The organism is Desulfovibrio sp. OH1186_COT-070 (assembly GCF_003860215.1).
Lineage (GTDB): Bacteria > Desulfobacterota > Desulfovibrionia > Desulfovibrionales > Desulfovibrionaceae > Desulfovibrio.
The window spans coordinates 72607-90136 of the sequence record NZ_RQYH01000004.1 but is presented as its reverse complement, the minus strand read 5'-3'; the positions used below and the strand labels follow the sequence as shown (position 1 = coordinate 90136).

The following is a 17530-nucleotide window of genomic DNA, read 5'->3' as shown; positions in this document are numbered from 1 at the left end:
GCAAGATAAAGCTCCGTCAATATTTTTTTGCCATATGGCAGAACCGGCCCGACCTCTCACGCCAGCCCCTCCTCCCGCCGGGCTTGCAGCCAGGCGCGAAAAGCTTCCTGCGCCCGTGCCGCATACAGGGCTTTGCGGTCCTTTTTTCTTGCCCTTTCTCCCAGTTCCGGCATGAGCCCAAAGTGCGCATTGGAAGGCTGAAAATGCCTGGCCGGTGTGCGCAGATGGCGCAACAGCGCCCCCAGGGAGCTTTCTGCGGGCGGCAGGGGCAGATCCCTCCCCCGTGCGCGGGCCGAAAGCAGCAGGCCCAACCACAGGCCGCAGGCCGCCGACTCCACATAGCCTTCCACGCCCGTAATCTGCCCGGCAAGATGGATGCCTGGGCGCGCCACAAGCGAAAGATCGTCCGCCAGGGCAAGGGGCGCATTGACATAGGTATTGCGGTGCATGCTGCCGAAACGGGCAAATTCCGCCGCCTCCATGCCGGGCACGAGCCGGAAAACGCGCGCCTGCTCGCTCTGGATCAGCTTTGTCTGGCAGCCCACCAGATTGCAGGTATCGTTGTTGGCGTTTTCCGCGCGCAGTTGCAGCACGGCCCAGGGGCGGCGTCCGGTGCGCGGATCCACAAAGCCCACCGGCTTGAGCGGCCCGAAAACCAGTGTGCGCGCTCCCCGCCGGGCCAGAGCCTCCACAGGCATGCAGCCCTCGAAATGCTTTTCCTGCTCGCAGCCGTGGGCTGCAACTGTCCGGGCTTCCAGCAGGGCCTCATAAAAAGTTTCGTATTCTTCCCTGCTCATGGGGCAGTTCAGGTAATCCCCCTGCCCTGCGGGCTCGCCGTTCTCCTGCCCGTAGCGCGAAGCGCGAAAAACCACGGAGTGGTCCAGCGAATGCGTCCAGACAATGGGCGCAATGGCATCGTAAAAGTAGCAGTGCTGCGCGCCCACAGCCTGGGCCAGAGACGAGGAAAGCCCGTGGGACGCCAGAGGCCCGGCGGCAATAACCACCCGCCCCCCTTCCCGCGCAAAGGGTTCCAGCACCGGGTCTTCCAGAGAGCTGACCTGTTTTTCCACACGGCGGATATTGCCCTCGGCCTCGACCCGCGCGGTCATGGCCCGGGCAAAAGCCTCCCTGTCCACAGCCAGGGCCTTGCCTGCGGGCACGCGGCATCCCTCGGCCACGGCCAGAAAGTCGCTGCCCAGAAGACGCATTTCGGCCTTGAGCAGCCCAATGCCCGATGTGGACTCGTCAGAACGCAAGGAATTGGAGCAGACCAGTTCAGCCAGACAGTCGCTCACATGAGCAGGCGAACGGTGGGCAGGCTTCTGCTCCAGCAGGGTGACGCTGTGCCCGTCACGAGCCAGTCGCAGGGCGCATTCGCAGCCCGCAAGGCCGCCGCCCACCACGGCAATGGACATTTTTGACATGATATTTCCTCTACCCCGATCCGGGGAAATGCTCCGGGTTCCCGCGTTCAGCCCGCCCACAAAAAACGCTTTTTCACTGCTCTCCCGGCAGCTCACGGAGATGATCGCATCCAGATTATAAACGTCCACGTTACGGGAAACGCTGCGCCCGCCTTCATTTTGGACTGTTCGGAATTTCCGGAGATTCGCCCCGGAAAATTCCATTTTGGAAGTCATTTCATGGTCAGCCTGAGCCATTCGTGCGGGAAACAGCCGAAAAAGTCCAGGTATTTTCCAAACCAATCTGTTTGAGTATCGGGATGCCATGCAGCGTGCAAGGAGGGAACCTGACAGGTCTGTATTTCGCGGCGTGTGCGGTCGGCGATGGCTTGCCCCCGCGCGCGAACTGCGCTACCCTCATGCACATCCTCATGGACAAGTGTATCCCCCTTGCCCCCGCGCGCGAACTGCGCTACCACAAGCGTCTCTCTGAAAAAACTGCCAAACGCGGAACGTCTGCATGAACCCCATCGTCCCCCCTGCTTCTCCCGGCCCCGATGCCCGGCCTGTGGATGTGGCCTTTGTGCGCCAGGAGGCGCGCCTCCATTACCGGCAGAGCCTGACCCCTGCCACACGGGATTCGGTGGGGCTGGATCTCTGCGCCTGTCTGGAAACAGAAGAAGCCCTCATTCCCGCCGGTGCGCGGCTGCGCGTGCCCACGGGCATCAGCGTGCAGCCCCACGTCCCGGGAGTAGCCGGTTTTGTTTACTCGCGCAGCGGTCTTGGCGCGTGCGAGGGGCTGGTGGTGGCGCAGGGCGTGGGCGTTATCGACCCCGACTATACCGGAGAAATTTTTGTCTTTCTGCTGAACACCTCCGGAGAGGAGCGCCGCATCAAAAACGGCGACCGCATCGCCCAACTGGTGTTCCAGCCCTGCGTGCGGCCGCTCTGGCGTGAAGTGGCGGCCCTTGCCCCCACGGACCGCGGTAGCGGAGGTTTCGGGCATACCGGCCGCTAGCCTTTGCCTGCCGCCGCACGCCGCTTTGCATGCCTGCGGCTTGCCGGATGCCGCCTCCCCCGCAAGGCAACCGCCCCTCATTGTCACCAGAAAAAGGAGTTTGCCCCATGTCCCAAGCCTTCGCCTCTGTCAAAAAAGAGGAAGAAAACCTGCTTTGCTCCACCTACAGCCGTTATCCCCTGGCCGTGGCACGCGGCAAGGGCGCGCATCTTTGGGATACGGACGGCAAAAGATATGTGGATCTGCTGGCGGGCATTGCCGTAACGGCCCTCGGACACTGCAATGACGAACTCTGCGCAGTGCTTGAAGCCCAGTCCCGCAAGCTCTGGCATGTGAGCAATCTTTTTTATCAGGAAGAGCAACTGGAACTGGCCCGCCTGCTCCTGTCCACCAGCCATCACGAAAAAGCCTTTTTCTGCAATTCCGGGGCAGAAGCCAACGAAGCCTGCATCAAGCTGGCCCGCCGCTACATGCGCACCGTCAAAAAACGGGACGCCTGCGAGATCGTCACCCTTGAAGGCTGCTTTCACGGGCGGACTCTGGGCGCTCTGGCCGCCACCGGCCGCGCGAACCTGAGCGAAGGCTTTGCTCCCCTGCCCGAAGGCTTTCGCCAGATCCCCGCCGACATGGCCGCCCTTGAAGCGGCCCTGACGCCAAATACCGCGGCCCTGCTGGTGGAGGTGGTGCAGGGAGAGGGCGGCGTTGTGCCCCTTTCCGGCGACTGGCTGCGCGCGGCCGAAGCCCTGTGCCGGAAAAGGAACATCCTTTTTCTGTGCGACGAGGTGCAGGCCGGGCTGTGCCGCACAGGCTCCTTCTGGGCCTTCCAGCAATTCGGGCTGAAGCCCGATGCCATCAGCATCGCCAAGTCTCTGGGCAACGGATTGCCCATAGGCGCCATGCTGGCTACCCATGAAGCAGCGCGGGGCTTTGCGCCGGGCAGCCATGCCACCACCTTTGGCGGCGGCTCACTGGTTTCGGCTGTGGCAGCAAAGACCGTGGAAATCATGCTGCGCGACAAGCTGGCCGACAGGGCCGCCCTTCTGGGCACGCACCTGCGGGCATCTCTGGAAGCTCTGCAAAAACGCTGCTCGCCCAAAATCCGCGAAGTGCGCGGGGCCGGGCTCATGGTCGGCATAGAACTCGACGTGCCGGGCAATGAAGTATGGCAGGAACTGCTGCGCCGCGGCTATATCTGCAACCTGAGCCACGGCACCACCCTGCGCCTGCTGCCGCCTCTGACCATAGAGCAGGACGATCTGGACGTCTTTGTGGCCTGCCTTGAGGACATTTTGCACAAAACGGAAACACGGTAAGGGCTTTACAAAAGCCCTGCCATGCCCTACATAACGCTTTCCGGGACGCAAAGGCTCCCCAAAAAGACAAAAAAATCCACGGCAACCCCCCTTTGGCGGGGTTGCCGCTTGCTTTCCCAAGGAGGACTTTATGGACGTGTTTGATCAGGCGACGGAACTGGAACGCCTTGACCGCGAATCCGCCCTCATGCGCGCCCGCGCTTCCGTGGACCGCGCAGGTCCGGACTGGATCAACGGCGTGGCCTGCTGCCGCGAATGCGGCGAAGCCATTCCTTCCAAGCGCCTGGAAGCCCTGCCGGGCGTGGGCCTGTGCCGCGTCTGCCAGGAGGAACGCGAAAGCGCCGGGCGCTGACCTGTTACGGAGCAGACCCCGGACGCATCCCCGGACACTGCTGGGGGCATCTCCGGAGATGCTTTTCGTGTCGCGGGGAATTGTCCGGTTTTTTTGGAGGCTTGAAAGGCTGCCGGGCACATCGTCGAACGCGCCCCGCCTGTGCCGCTAGTTCCAGATCATGTTCAGTACATGACAGGAAACAAAGCCCACGATGCTCGCCGCCGGAAGAGTCAGAACCCAGGCTACCACCAGACTTCCGGCCACGTTCCAGCGAACCGCAGAGAAACGTTTGCTGGATCCCACCCCGAAAATGCAGGCCGATATGGTATGGGTTGTGCTCACAGGCGCGCCCAGAAGAGAAGCTCCGGTGACCACGGCCGCAGCCGATGTTTCGGCGGCGAATCCATGCACCGGCTCCAGCTTGAAAATGCGGTGCCCCATGGTCTTGACGATCTTCCAGCCGCCGATGGCAGTGCCCAGAGCCATGGCCCCGGCGCAGGAAAACTTGACCCACAGGGGAACCTCCACCGAGTCAATCTTCCCGAAAATGAGCAGAGCCAGCGTGATGATGCCCATGGTCTTCTGTGCGTCGTTGAGCCCGTGACTGGTAGCCATGAACCCGGCGGAAAGCAGTTGCAGACGCCGGAAGGCGCTGTTCACCTTTCGCCGGTGGATATATGCGCAGATCACGTTGACCGCATGCATGAGCAGAAAGCCTGCGGCAAAGCCCGCCAGAGGAGACGCCACCAGGGGAACAAGCACTTTTTCCAGAATTCCCTGCCCATTGAGCGCGCCGAAACCCGCATCAGCCACCGCCGCTCCGATGAGCCCGCCGATAAGCGCGTGGGACGATGACGAGGGAATGCCGAAATACCACGTCAGGCAGTTCCAGAAAATGGCCCCTGCCAGCGCGGCCAGCACAAGCACATGGCTGCCCTCCACCACCTGCGGCAGAACAATGCCGCTGCCCAGGGTTTTTGCCACTTCCGTGCCCAGCAGAGCTCCGCACAGATTGAGAAGGGCTGCCGCCCCCACGGCAAAACGCGGCGTGACAACCTTGGTGGAAACCACTGTGGCAATGGCGTTGGCGCAGTCGTGCGCGCCGTTGGTGAAGTCAAAAATCAGGGCCACGATCACGATGATGGCCAGCAGCACCGGGATGTCAGGCATTTTTCAACACCGCTTCCTCAATGGTTTCCGCAACGGAATTGACCCGCTCCAGCAAAATGCTCATACGCTCATAGGTCTGGCTCCACTTGAGCACCTGCATGAACAGGGCGGGTTCCGGCTCCGGATTTTCGTCCATGACTTCCGCCAGCCCCACGGCCAGCAGCATGTCGCACTCGGAACGCAGGGAGCGAAAGGCCCGCGTCAGGTGACAGTCCTTCCGGTGGGCGAGACCGTCCAGCATTTTCCGGGTGAGTTCCAGCATGGAATTGATGGTACGCACCAGTTGCAGAGCCGGGAAACGGATGCGCCGGAACTCGAAAATGTGCAGGCGGGTGCTCAGGCTGTGCAGACAGTCCATGCATTCTTCCTGCTCCTGATTGATGCGCAGAATGTCCTCGCGGTCAATGGGGGTGATGAAGCTCTGGGAAAGAGCGCGGATGATTTTTCCGTACAGATGGTCGGCTTCTTCTTCCAGAAAGGCGATATCCTTGTAGATACGGTCTCTTTCTTCAGGATTTTCCAGCATTTCCACAAGCAGGGCGACCATCCGTCGCAAAAACCCGTTCTGTTCCGCAAGCATGGCGAGAAAAGGCGCGGATTTGGGCAACAGTGCGGCAAACATCCATACTCCTTGTTGGTTCGGAAAGCCCCGGCGCAAGGAACAAAAAAGACACACGGGCAGGCAACACTTGCGCCATACTCTCCGCAACATACAGGACGGGCAGCCCTGTGCCAAGAGTTCCGGGCGCAAAATTTGTCGGGCAGCGTCAGTCCGGCGCGCCCGCAAGCCATTCCCTGACCAGAGAGGCCAAGTGCGCGGGCAGCGGCCAGGGCGCATCCGCCGTACAATATGCGCCGGGAAAGCGCATGCCGCCGTGATGCAGAAAAAACTTTTCCTGATCTCCGCCATGTCCCTGACCGCAAAAGCCGTACCGCACATCCCCCCAAAGCGGATAGCCCAGAGCGGCGGCGTGAGCGCGTATCTGATGCCTGGCTCCGCGCCGGATGCGGCATGCGGCCAGCGTCATCCCCTGCGGCGGCAGAAGCGGTGGTTCAAAAAAACCGTGCCCCGCCAGGGCGGCCAGCACCTTTGCCCCCTCCCCGTCCTGCGGCTGCCAGACGCGCAACGGCAAAAAATCCGTCCAGCGTTGGGGTTCCGCCCGGACGGAAGTGACGCGGCTTGTCGCACGGTTGTCTGTCTGCACAACGCCCTGTGCGGTCACACTGCCCGGCAGCCTGCCCGTCAGCAAGGCCACATAGCGTTTTTCGCACCTGCCCGCAGCCTCCGCAGCGCGAAAAGCGTCTTCCGCCGCAGGGCTGAGCGCCCCGCAGACCAGACCAGATGTGGCGTGATCCAGCCTTTGCAACAAACGGCAAAAGGCAAGATGCCCGTGCCCCCCTTCCCGCAGCAGGCGGGGCAGCGTACCTTCCAGACCGGGGTTGCCGCCAGCCAGAGTGACAGTGTGCCATCCCGCGGGTTTGAAAAAAAAGCAGAACTCCCCGTGCACTTGCACCAGGCGCGGCATACCCGCCGGGAAAAAACCGGACCCGGATTCCGCCTCCTTTTTCGGCGCAAGGGCAATCCTGTCTCCCGGACACACCCGGTAAGCCGCCCGGCACGGCTTTCCGTTGACCAGCACACCTCCCGCCTCAAGGCAGCGCCTGCGCCCCCGCAGCCCCAGATGCGGCAGAAGCGCGCCCAAGGCATAATCCAGCCTGTGCCCCGCCATGTGCGATATGTCCAGCGCGCCGCCCTTGTCCCCGGCTTCCGGAATTTCCGCTCCTTCCGCACAAGCGTCTTTTTTCCCGCAGCCTGTCATGTCAAAAAACCTCCCCGGCGCTTCCGGGCACAAGTTCCATCAGGGCGCGGGCCGTGAGCAGCGGATCGTGGCGCTGGGGGTCGTTGCCGCACACCATATCCCTTTCTGTCAGGCGCACACCCATGCGCTCCAGAGCCTGACGCTCCGCGGCGTCAAGCCCGCCCTCGTAGCAGCCATTGCGGCTGTCTGCCAGAACATGGTGCAGCAGGCTGTCTGTGGGCGCATCGGGCGCATCTTCGCGCAGATGCCGCAAAAGCATCTCCACCTGCCGGGAAACCGTCAGTCCTTGCAGTTCCACATCGCGTCCGGAATTGGGGATAAATATCTTGGGACAGGGCGTCTGGGCCACGGCGCGGCCTACCCCCTGCGGCAGAAGATTGGCCAGCACGCTGGTATAAAAACTGCCCATGGGATAACAAATGGCCGCCGCGCTGCGCAGATAGACGCCGCAGGTCGGGGCCAGGGGAGGGCGGCAGGCCGTCTGCTCCAAAAGCCGCTCCCCTTCCCTGTCCGGCTCATGCACGGTCAGAAAAAGTTGCCGTACGGGCTGGGCCAGATGCCTGAAATGGTGCTGGCCCACAACCGTTGAACCGTCCGCCAGTCGGGCCGCCAGATGCAGGCTTTCGCCCACAATGGGCAAAACCACTCCCCGCGTGTGGAGCAGGCGGCTGAAAAAAGCCATGACCGGGGAAAAATCGCGCTTGTGGTGCAAATATCCCCCGGCCAGGACAAGGTTGCCCAGACAGGCGCGGAAGGGATCAAAATCCGCGGGCATCCGCTGAAGAAAAAAATTCAGGTGCAAACGCAAAGGTCCGGCAAAGTCCGACGGCATGCCCGCCCAGACAGCATGGTTTTTTTTGCCCATGCTCTCCAACTCCTGCCTGAGCTTGCGGCGCATGTTCTCGTGGTCTATTCTGTCCGTGCCTTTTGGGGCACCCGCTCTGTCCGGCAGGCGGGATGCGCAGAAATCCAGCACGGAAGAAGGCACCAGATCACCGTCGGCCAAGGCCAGCAACCTGTTGCGCATGTCGCCCACGGCAGGCATGGCAAAGGCCCGGCGCAGGGCAGCCGAACTGCCCCCGGAATCAAAGGGCGTCACCAGATGAACGGAATTGCGGGTAAATACGGCAAGCTGGCGGCTCAGGTCGCGCAAGGCTGTGCCGCCGGTAAAAAACACCAGACGCGGCCCCGGCGCGGGGGCAGTCATCCCTCTTCCTCCGCTTCCGCGCCCTGCGGCAGGCAGGCCTCCACTCCGGCAGGGCATGCGGGGATCAGCCCCAGTTCGCACATGCGCAGAAAAAGCAGCCGCCCGATCCAGGCATCGGTGGCGGCATAGACGATCTGGCGCGGCGTCAGCTCTGCCAGATCCCAGTTGGAGCACTGCGATCCCTTGGAAATGCGCCAGCCAAAAAAGTGGGCAGCCATACTGCGCAGCCCGTGGCAGGGCAACTTGTGCGCGCGGGCCACGCCGCCGAGATCCGTCAGGCCCGCCGGTTCAAAGTCGTGCAGTCTGGTCAGATCGCACATATCGTCCCTGATGCCCACACCAGCCTTGATTTGCAGGGGATTGGCGAGAATTTCCGCAAGGTGGGGGCCGAAAGGCAGGGCGGAAAGCTGTATCAGATAAACCGCGCGGGCTGTGGCAAGCTGCACCAGAGCAGGGGCATTGCGTTTGCCCTTGCGGAAGGAAGGCCGCGTCTCCGTGTCAAAACCCAGCAGCCGCGTCGAACGCACGTCAGGCAAGGCGGCTTGCCACTGCTCGCAGGAACGCACCACATGCACAGGGCCGTCATAGCGGAACTGGGGCAGGGCATTGATTTCTTCGCTGCTCAGGCGGCGCGGCATGTCGGTCTTCATGATATCATTTGCCGATGCAGAATTGCTCAAAAATGCTGTTCAGCACCTGCTCGGCACTGGACAGGCCCGTGACCGCCTCCAGATGCCCGGCAGCCAGATCCAGGCGCGCGGCACAACAATCATGGGGCTGCCCTTCCAGCACATCCAGACGCAGAGCCTCCAGATGCTTCAGAGCTTCCTCCAGTTCCAGCGACTGCCGCGCATTGGGGGCCAGACCATCGCCGGGAACATGCTCGCGCCCGTCGGCCAGCAGAAGCGCGCGCAGCCTTTCGGCCAATTCCTCCACGCCTTCGCCCGAAAGGGCGCTGACAGCGCAGCATTCCGTTTTTTCCAGCCAGCGCGGGGGAAATACCGCAGGCAAACCGAGATCGCTCTTGTTCCAGACCGCCAGCACCGGGCAGGTTTCCGCAGCCTCCAAGACCTCTCTGGACGCGGCATCAGGACACCGGGCCGCGGCAGCCCCGGCTTCGCCCAGGCGCCCGCCGTCCAGCACAAGCAGCACGGCATCAGCTTCGGAAATTTTTTCGCGGCTTCGCTCCACGCCCATCTGCTCCACAATTCCGGCATCCCGGCGCAAGCCCGCCGTGTCTGTCAGGCAGACAGGCAGACCGTCAAGCATGCAGGCTTCTTCCAGAAAATCCCGTGTGGTGCCGGGAATGTCCGTGACCAGAGCGCGATTGCGCCCCAGCAGCGCGTTGAGCAGGCTGGATTTTCCGGCATTGACGGATCCGGCCAGCACCACCCGCGCGCCGTGTTGCATGGCTCCCGCTCTCCGGCTGCCTGCCAGCAGGCGGCGCACCCCCAGAATCAACCCGTCGACCAGAGCGCAAAAACTTTCCGCATCCAGTTCAGGCACTTCTTCTTCGGGAAAATCCACAGACAGGCATACCCGTGCGCGCAACCCGTCCAGATCTTCCCGCAGGGCCTTCACCCGCTGGCCCAACAAACCGTCAAGCCGGGCCAGACCGTACCGCAATGCCTCGCGCGACGGTGCGGCAATCATTTCCGCCACGGCTTCGGCCTGGCTCAAATCCATACGGCCGTTGACAAAAGCCCGGCGTGAAAACTCCCCTCTCTCGGCCTGGCGCACGCCCCGGCGCAGAACGCTCTCCAGCACCGCCCGTACCAGAAAGGCCCCGCCGTGGCAGTGTATTTCCACAACGTCCTCGCCGGTGAAGGAGCGCGGACCCGGCATGTGAACGGCCAGCACCTCGTCCAGAGGCTCGCCGTTTTCATCCAGAATGCGGCCCCGGTGCAGAACCCAGGGGCGAAAGTTCGCAAAATGGGGAGAAAGCGGCAAAAACATCCGGCTCAGGACTTCCTTGGCCTGCGGCCCGGAAATCCGTACAATACCGATACCGCCGGTTCCGTGCGGGGTGGCGATGGCGGCGATGGTGCTTTGCGGTTCGGCATTCATGCGCGTATCCCCGGCCTTCCGCCGGGCGGGCAGCGGCAGGCACGTTCACGGCGGTTCTAATTTCTGTCGCTCTTTCTGCGTGTGATGACCACACGCTTCAGCGGGCCGTCGCCCGAACTGCGCGTCTGGACATCCTCCACTTCCTGCAGGCAGACGTGAACAATGCGCCGATGGTAGGAAGAAAGAGGGCGCGTGGAGCAGGAACGCCCGCTCTCCCGTACCCTTGCGGCCAGAGCCAGGGCCATTTCGCGCAACTTGTCGTCCTGGCGCAGCCGGTAGTCCCCCGCATCCAGATGGATACGCACACACGCGGCCATGCCGTGAGAAACAATGCGTGAGAGCATGTATTGCAGGGCAGCCAGCGTCTGTCCCTCACGGCCGATGAGCAGGCCGGAGTCTTCCCCGCAGTCAATGCCCACATGCACCTTGCCGCCTTCCACACGCACGGAAAGCTCGGGATCCCGCCCCAGAATGGGCTTCACCAGCGTGCGTGCCGCCTCCAGCACAGAAGAGCGAAGACGTTCGGCGTCCAGTTGTTCCAGAGGTGTGGCGGGCAGTCCTTCAGCGCCTTCTTCAAGCTCGTCATCCGGCCCTTCCGGGCTCGCCGCTTCGGCGGCTCCTTCCTTTGGCCCGCGTCCGCGCCTGCCCCGGCGACTTTCCTGCGAAATTTCCTTTTTTTCGGGGGCAGAGGGCGCGGCTTCGGCCACAGGCTCCGCAGCCGCATCTTCTTTCTGCAGAGAAGCGGGCGCGCCTTGTGTCGCGGCATCGTCGCAAGCCGGCCGTGCCCCGCCGCGCCTGCCGTTTCCGGCATTGCTTTCCCTGACCATTTGCGGTTCTTTCGCCGACGCTCTCGAAGTCCCCTCCTGCGCAGAAGAAACTTCCTCCGCGCCGGATTTTTTGCCCAAAATGCTTTCCACCGCTTCGCGCAGCCGGACGCGGCGCGCCCGTACCTTGGCCTTGCGTGCGCCCACGATGCCGAAAATGCCCGACTTGGCGTCCTGGATGATTTCTATTTCAAGCTTTTCCCGCTCTGTATTGTAATAGGCACATGCGTCGGCAATGGCGCTGTCCAGATCCTTGTTCTGGAATTCCTTGAACCCTTCCATGCGAAATCCTCATTGGAGCAGACCGTGGCGTCTGCGACATGCGCGCGGCCCGTGCAAAATTGCCGCAAGACCCCGCGCGCAACAAAAAATATCCGCAAACTCCGGCGTCACTGCTTGCCGACAGCCGGAGAAGCGGCCTTCCTGATCATGATTCTTTGCTGCACGATGGAAAGAATGTTGTTGACCAGCCAGTACAGCACAAGCCCCGACGGAAAGCCCAGAAAAAGCACGGTAAAGATCAGCGGCAGAAACATCATGATCTTCTGCTGCATGGGATCTGTGGCTGGCGGGCTCATTTTCTGCTGCACAAACATGGTCACCCCCATGATGATGGGCGTGATGTAGTACGGATCCTTGGCCGACAGATCGGCAAGCCAGAGCAGGTCTGTCCCCGGAAGTTGGCTGACAAAATGCGCATGACGCAGTTCGATGGCTGTCAGCAAAGCCTGATACAGACCGAAAAAGACCGGCATCTGGATCAGAATGGGCACGCATCCGCTGGCCGGGTTGACGCCGTAAGTTTTGTAGAGAGCCATGATTTCCTTGTTCATGAGCTCCTTGTTGTCCTTGTGCTTTTCACGGATGGCCAGCATGTGCGGTTGCAGTTTCTTCATCTGCTCCATGGAGGCATAGCTCTTGGCCGTCAGGGGCCAGAACAGAACCTTGATGACAATGGTCAGCAGAATGATGGCCACCCCCCAATTGTGCACATAGCCGTAAAAAAACTTGAGAAGCCAGAGCAGCCCCTTGGCAATGATCTGGAACATGCCCAGATCAATGCTTCTGGCCAGTTCCGGCGACACGGCTTCCAGACCGTCGCGCGTCTTGGGCCCTATCCAGTAGGCGACCGTCACTTCCCGCTCCTGCCCCGGAACAAGCAGCACCTCCGGCTCTTCCAGAGCCGCGCGGTATACATTCTGCCGCATGCGGCCCTTGACCGTCACACCAGCGGGATCACCAGGCAGGACAGCGGCAAGGAAATAAGTGCTCATGGCCCCACCCCAGTGGATCTTTCCGCTGGCCTGCACCCCTGTGGTTTCCAGGGTTTTGGGTGAAGATTCGTCCTCCAGGCTGCCGTCATTGTCCCAGGCCACGCGCATGGCATCATAATTGCCGCCAGAGGCGTTGCTGCCGTCCGCAGCCACGGTATATCCGATGCGCATGCTCCGCGCCTGGGAAGACGTGTTGGCAATGCGGATTTTCTCCCGGATCAAATATGTTCCGGCGCTGAAAGTCAGTTCGCGCGTCACGCGCAGGCCGTCCACCTCGCCCGCGAGCCGCAACGCGCCCTCCTGCCCCTGGGCGACCGCCAGATTGTCGGGCGCACCTTCTGCCGTCCACTGTCCCGTGCTCCAGGAGGGCTGGCCGTTGATGACCAGCCCCAACGGAGCCACTGCCGCCGCCTGAGGTGTGACCATATCCACCAGAGGGGCCTCGGCTTCAAGCCCGGAGCGGAACTCCATGAGCCTGAACGAACGCAGAATGCCGCCGCCGGTATGGATGACAGCCTCGTACAGCGGCGTACGCACGGTCATATCCCGCCCCGCCGCAGGAACAAAGGCGGGCAGCGGAGCCTGCGCAGCAGCTTCCTGCGGTGCGACGGCCTCCTGTCCTTCCTGCTGGCGGCTCTGCTGCTGGGCCTGCTGCTGGGCAACCACAGCGGGGTCGGGCTTTTGCACCCAGCCCATATATTCGGCCAGATAGCTCCAGCCGACAATGACCACAAGGCAGAGGAAAATGGCGAGAATCAGATTTTTACCGTCTTGCATGGGGACGCTTACTCCTGGGAGAGAGGCGGAACATCACGGCGATGTCGCGGTGGTGGAACAGGATCATGGCCCGAGCCGCCCCACGGGTGGCAACGGGCCAGACGTTTGAGCGCCAGCCATCCCCCCCGCAAAAGCCCGTGGGTCAGGACGGCTTCTGCGGCATACTGGGAGCAGGTTGGCCAATAACGACAGACAGGAGGCAGAATGGGAGAAAGGCAGCGCTGGTATACGCGTATGGGGAAAACGCAGATTTTGCGCACCACATGCCGCGCCTCCATCATGCCTGTCCGTCCCGGTCACGGCGCTCCGCGCAACTGCGGGCCGCGCGTCGCATGAGAGGCAGCAGTTCCGAAGCCACGTCAGTCAGGCCCAACGCGCTTTCTCCCGCATGTTTCTTGGCAACGGCGACAATATCGGCATCCACGGGCAGATCTTCGCGGTACAGTCGGCAAAATTCCCGCAGCAGCCGCTTGATACGATTGCGCGTCACGGCACCGCCCACCTTGCGGGTTACCGCCGCGCCGGAGCGCGTACCGCAAGACTGTGCGCCCGGCGCAACAAAAACAAGAAAGTGCTCGGAATGAAAACGCCTTCCGTCTTCATAGCAGGCCTGAAAGTCCGCCCGCTTGCGAATACGCCGCTGGCGCGGCAGGCCGTACTGGCGCATGACCGTCCCGAAACGACACTCCGGCCGCTCAGGCGCTGAGACGCTTGCGGCCCTTGGCGCGGCGACGGCGCAATATTTCCCGTCCGCCGGGGGTGGCCATGCGGGCGCGGAAACCGTGCGCACGGGCTCTTTTTATCTTGCTGGGCTGATATGTTCTTTTCATCGGGAACTCCTCACAAAAAAATTCCGACATGCCGCAAAACGACAGCGGAGGCAGACAGGCACAAACCCGCTTCGGCCACTCCGGGGAGGCGCTTCATTTCCGAAAAAAATCGGCGTACCCGTACCGGGCAATGCCCAAAGAAAGACCCTGTCGGCAAAAGCGGACAACAAGAAAAAATTTCTTACACGGCGGCAGGCATGCCGTCAAGGAAAGAATGCCGAGCAGGCCGGAGCCTGGAGCGCACGTTTACAGACGCCCTGCTTCCGCGCCCGGCAGGGAAGCCCCGCCTGTGGGCAGCAAAATATCGCGCAGCCGCGGCTGCTCTCCGGACTCTTTTGCCTTGTCCTGCGCAGGTTCTGCCGGTCGGGAGGGTGTAGCAGGCATTTCGGGCGCGGGCGTGGCAGGCGTATCTGCCTTGGGCGCAGGAGCTCCCCCGGCAGGCGCGGGGGTCTGTGGCGCCTTCGGCGCTCCGGACACCTGCAGGGCCGTAGACCCCACTCCCTTGGGAGCGGGGCTGGTCGGAGCAGCGTTGGCCACCGGTGCGGCGACCCTGGAAGCGCGGGGGCGGGATCGCCCGGTGCGGGGCTTGCTCTTGTTCGGCACAGGCGCTACTTGCAGTTCGGGCAACGAAGCCGGGTCCGTAAACCGTGCCCCGCTCGTGAGAATCTGCCGGGGTCTGGTCAGCGTGTTCCAGTACAAACGTGCGCCGCCGCCGTGCATCCAGGTATGGTTGAGGCTGCCCTCACGCAGGCCGCAGTCCGCGCATGTGCCCGCAGATCCCGGCAATTCGCCAATATGGCGGACACTCTGGGAAGACGCTTGCCCTGCAAGGGCAGGAGAACAGAAAAGCAGCAGAAAAAGGCAGGCCATGAAGCCGGTGTTTGTACGCATGGGGAACGCTCCTTGTCTGCCCTCATCGGCGTGCGGCGCAAAAACTTTAGGCCGGGAACGTATTGCGCGCCCTGTCGACACGCTGTGGGGATTTTGCTATACGGCCTCCATGTGCACAGCAAACGCCGCCCCCGCCAAAACCGTGCCCTGCATCAGCCTCATCGGCATGGCCGGAGCCGGAAAAAGCACTGTGGGCAAGGTGCTGGCCCGCAAGCTCGGCTGGGCCTTTGTGGACAGCGACCACCTCATTGAGGCCGTCTACGCCGCACGGCTGCAGGACATTACCGATGCCTTGGGAAAGTCGGCCTTTCTGGACGTGGAGTGCACCGTCGTCACCGCTGTCCGCGCCCGGCGCACAGTCATTGCCACCGGGGGCAGCGTGGTCTACCGCCATGAGGCCATGGCGCATTTGGCAAGCCTTGGCCCCGTAGTGCATATTGAGGTCCCCTTCCGTATCATTGAAGAGCGCGTTGCGCGCAATCCCGAAAGGGGCATTGCCATGAATCCCGGCGAGACTTTACAGGAACTTTTCGCCGAGCGGGAGGCACTGTACGCGCGCTACGCTTCGTTGCGCTGCCCGGCAGAGGGAAAGTCCCCCGCCCAATGCGCCCACTGGATATGGAACAAACTTCGCCGCAGCCTGTAGCACAGGCGCGGCGGGCCAACGGCAAAGCCCGCAAGGCGCTGTCTGCCGTCGGCCCCCCAAATCCCCGATCAATAATGCCAGCTTTTGCCGTCGTAGCGGATGAGCTCGGTCAGGTTGCGGGTCTTGACCTGACGGCAGGGAGCAGCAAGAGCGTCCTTCTTGCTTTTTCCCCGACATTCCATGAACTTTTCCTGATACCGCACAAAGCCCACATACTGGCCCGCCGATGTGCCGGGGCGCATTTCGGTACGCACCTGCCCGGCATCCACTTCCACATAGGTGGCCACAAAGTCCGCTCCGTCCCGGCTCACCTGCTTGGCCGCCTTGGAGGGCACCAGCGTGCGCCCGGCCTGCGCCGCGAGTTTGCGGCCGGTGGCTTCCAGCTCTGCGGCAATCTGCGCTTCGGTTTTGGCGCCTCTGGACGGCGCTTTTTTCTCGGCCTTCTTTTTTGCTTTCTTGTCTGCCCCGGTCTTGCCTTTGGCTGCTTCCTCCGCCGCCGGGGCCTCGGGAGCGGGAGCCGCCTCGGCCTGCTGCGGGGCAGCCTCTTCCTCAACAGAAGAATTGCCGCCAAAAAGGGCGCAGCCGCCAAGGGCAAAACCCAACGCCAACACGGTGCACATCATGCTCTTGCGCATAGATTCCTCATAGGGAAAGCCGAGCGGCATATGCCGCCCGGCTTTTTTGGGTGTCGTCAAAAGTACCTTGCCAGCCTATTCAAAGGCGGCTTCGGTGCGCCGGTTCATGGCGCGCCCTTCGTCGGTCTTGTTGTCATACTTGAAGGACTTGCCGCGGCCGATGGTGGTCATGCGGCTGGCGGGAACGCCCTGCTTCACCAGGAAGTTCTTCACGGAGTTGGCGCGCTGGCTGGAAAGCTTCATGTTGTAAGCATCGCTGCCCACCCAGTCGGTCCAGCCCGTGAGCACCACGCGCTTGTTGGGATTGGCCTTGATCAGGGACGCGGCTTCCTTCAGGATGCCCATGGCCTTGCCGTCAAGGGCATAGGAATTGAAGGCAAAATGCACGCCGCGCAGCACGATGACGTCTTCGTCACGGCAGAACACGGCCAACACGAAACGCTCGACAGCGGCATCGCTGGTAGCCAGTTCTTCAGCGCGCACCACCACGGTGGCGGGGTTCAGGGCAGCAATCTGCTTGATGGTTTCTTCGCCGTTCTTGGTGTCGGCCAGGGAAATCACATGAATGACCAGATCGCGCTGGCTGGCGTACATCTGGCGGGCAACTTCCACCAGATCGGCACCGCGGTTGTTGTCGCCGTCGGTAACCAGAATGACGGCGGCGTCGCGCTTCATGCTGGACAGGAAGGGTTCATAGGCCTGCAGGCCATCGCCCATGCGGGTCATACGGCCAAAAATGGTGAAGCCGGTGCGCAGCTTGGCGATGGCGGCATCCATGGCGGCGCGGTTCCAGGGGCCCTGCTCAAGCAAAACGCCGTTGGGCGAAATGGTGTGCAGGCCGCCGTTGTAGGCCAGATTCGGAATGGCGGCATTCACGCGCGAAAGCACGTTTTTGGCCACCACGATCTTGTCTTGTTTGAGCTGGGGATTCTTCATCATCATGGAGCCGGAATAGTCCACAACGAAGTCGAAGCTCTCGATTTTCTTGTTGCAGTTCGGCGCGGCCGAAGCGGCCACGGCAAAGCCCAGAACAAGCGCAGCCGCAAGAACCAGAAGACGGAAAGATTTTTTCATGATGCCTCCCAAAACAGTGTTTGATTTCGTCGATCTGTGCGGTACAGATCGCATAACCCGCCTGACAGCCCCCGACTCTTGAGTCCGAAAGCTGCTCACAGCATATGTGCATTTGGGAAAAACCGCAAGATAAATAAAAGACTCGGCTTCTTTGCCGCTTTCTCCTGCGCCCGGCGAGCCGTTTTTCCCCTGCCGCGCCCTCCCGAAGTTCTGCCCCGCAATGCCGCCGCATACGTTCCTGCCCTGT

19 protein-coding genes are annotated in these 17530 nt (G+C 62.2%); 4 read left to right on the top strand and 15 right to left on the bottom strand.

The window, feature by feature from the left end; all coding sequences use genetic code 11:
- Positions 1-56: 56 nt before the first annotated feature.
- Positions 57-1424 (bottom strand): methylenetetrahydrofolate--tRNA-(uracil(54)-C(5))-methyltransferase (FADH(2)-oxidizing) TrmFO, encoded by a 1368-nt coding sequence (gene trmFO, locus EII23_RS02465; protein WP_124791791.1) that lies wholly within the window; start codon positions 1422-1424, stop codon positions 57-59.
- Positions 1425-1923: 499 nt separating this feature from the next.
- Here trmFO and dut point away from each other — a divergent pair, with 499 nt between their 5' ends.
- The 3 genes from dut to EII23_RS02450 all read left to right on the top strand — a co-directional run bounded on the left by dut (position 1924) and on the right by EII23_RS02450 (position 4086).
- Positions 1924-2421 (top strand): dUTP diphosphatase, encoded by a 498-nt coding sequence (gene dut, locus EII23_RS02460; protein ID WP_124791789.1) that lies wholly within the window; start codon positions 1924-1926, stop codon positions 2419-2421.
- Positions 2422-2528: 107 nt separating this feature from the next.
- Positions 2529-3734, top strand: coding sequence for an aspartate aminotransferase family protein (locus EII23_RS02455; protein WP_124791787.1), 1206 nt, complete (start codon positions 2529-2531; stop codon positions 3732-3734).
- Between the two features lie 130 nt (positions 3735-3864).
- Positions 3865-4086: a TraR/DksA family transcriptional regulator gene (locus tag EII23_RS02450; protein ID WP_124791785.1), complete on the top strand. Its 222-nt coding sequence runs from the start codon at positions 3865-3867 to the stop codon at positions 4084-4086.
- Between the two features lie 147 nt (positions 4087-4233).
- On the opposite strand, the gene EII23_RS02445 is transcribed toward EII23_RS02450, so the two are convergent.
- The 12 genes from EII23_RS02445 to EII23_RS02390 form a co-directional block, all read right to left on the bottom strand.
- The gene (locus EII23_RS02445) at positions 4234-5238 is read right to left on the bottom strand and encodes an inorganic phosphate transporter (RefSeq protein WP_124791783.1); all 1005 of its coding nucleotides are present in this window, start codon (positions 5236-5238) and stop codon (positions 4234-4236) included.
- Positions 5231-5860, bottom strand: coding sequence for a DUF47 domain-containing protein (locus EII23_RS02440; protein ID WP_124791781.1), 630 nt, complete (start codon positions 5858-5860; stop codon positions 5231-5233). The genes EII23_RS02445 and EII23_RS02440 overlap by 8 nt, the downstream gene beginning before the upstream one ends.
- A 145-nt stretch (positions 5861-6005) precedes the next feature.
- Positions 6006-7058, bottom strand: a complete 1053-nt coding sequence (locus EII23_RS02435; protein WP_124791779.1) for a pseudouridine synthase — start codon at positions 7056-7058, stop codon at positions 6006-6008.
- 1 nt (position 7059) lies between these two features.
- Positions 7060-8265, bottom strand: coding sequence for a GAK system CofD-like protein (locus tag EII23_RS02430; RefSeq protein ID WP_124791777.1), 1206 nt, complete (start codon positions 8263-8265; stop codon positions 7060-7062).
- Positions 8262-8915 carry a 3'-5' exonuclease gene (locus tag EII23_RS02425; protein WP_124791775.1) on the bottom strand — a complete coding sequence of 218 codons (654 nt, stop codon included), beginning with the start codon at positions 8913-8915 and terminating at the stop codon, positions 8262-8264. The genes EII23_RS02430 and EII23_RS02425 overlap by 4 nt, the downstream gene beginning before the upstream one ends.
- Positions 8916-8919: 4 nt before the next feature.
- Positions 8920-10332, bottom strand: coding sequence for a tRNA uridine-5-carboxymethylaminomethyl(34) synthesis GTPase MnmE (gene mnmE / locus EII23_RS02420; protein WP_124791773.1), 1413 nt, complete (start codon positions 10330-10332; stop codon positions 8920-8922).
- A 56-nt stretch (positions 10333-10388) separates the two neighbouring features.
- Positions 10389-11438 (bottom strand): protein jag, encoded by a 1050-nt coding sequence (locus tag EII23_RS02415; protein WP_124791771.1) that lies wholly within the window; start codon positions 11436-11438, stop codon positions 10389-10391.
- A gap of 107 nt (positions 11439-11545) precedes the next feature.
- Positions 11546-13207 carry a membrane protein insertase YidC gene (yidC, locus tag EII23_RS02410; protein ID WP_124791769.1) on the bottom strand — a complete coding sequence of 554 codons (1662 nt, stop codon included), beginning with the start codon at positions 13205-13207 and terminating at the stop codon, positions 11546-11548.
- An 8-nt stretch (positions 13208-13215) separates the two neighbouring features.
- Positions 13216-13488: a membrane protein insertion efficiency factor YidD gene (gene yidD, locus EII23_RS02405; RefSeq protein WP_409360222.1), complete on the bottom strand. Its 273-nt coding sequence runs from the start codon at positions 13486-13488 to the stop codon at positions 13216-13218.
- A complete protein-coding gene (gene rnpA, locus EII23_RS02400; RefSeq protein ID WP_124791767.1) occupies positions 13485-13874 on the bottom strand; it encodes a ribonuclease P protein component in 390 nt (129 codons plus the stop codon). The genes yidD and rnpA overlap by 4 nt, the downstream gene beginning before the upstream one ends.
- A gap of 28 nt (positions 13875-13902) precedes the next feature.
- On the bottom strand, positions 13903-14037 hold the full coding sequence (rpmH, locus tag EII23_RS02395) for a 50S ribosomal protein L34 (protein WP_124791764.1): 135 nt from the start codon (positions 14035-14037) through the stop codon (positions 13903-13905).
- Positions 14038-14283: 246 nt separating this feature from the next.
- Positions 14284-14928 (bottom strand): hypothetical protein, encoded by a 645-nt coding sequence (locus EII23_RS02390; RefSeq protein ID WP_124791762.1) that lies wholly within the window; start codon positions 14926-14928, stop codon positions 14284-14286.
- Between the two features lie 109 nt (positions 14929-15037).
- On the opposite strand from EII23_RS02390, the gene thrB reads away from it, so the two are divergent.
- Positions 15038-15574 (top strand): homoserine kinase, encoded by a 537-nt coding sequence (thrB, locus tag EII23_RS02385; protein ID WP_124791760.1) that lies wholly within the window; start codon positions 15038-15040, stop codon positions 15572-15574.
- 68 nt (positions 15575-15642) lie between these two features.
- Here thrB and EII23_RS02380 read toward each other — a convergent pair whose 3' ends face one another.
- Together EII23_RS02380 and EII23_RS02375 are read right to left on the bottom strand one after the other, a co-directional pair.
- Positions 15643-16209 carry a translation initiation factor 2 gene (locus EII23_RS02380; protein ID WP_124791758.1) on the bottom strand — a complete coding sequence of 189 codons (567 nt, stop codon included), beginning with the start codon at positions 16207-16209 and terminating at the stop codon, positions 15643-15645.
- Between the two features lie 75 nt (positions 16210-16284).
- Positions 16285-17283, bottom strand: coding sequence for an OmpA family protein (locus EII23_RS02375; RefSeq protein ID WP_124791756.1), 999 nt, complete (start codon positions 17281-17283; stop codon positions 16285-16287).
- Positions 17284-17530: the final 247 nt, after the last annotated feature.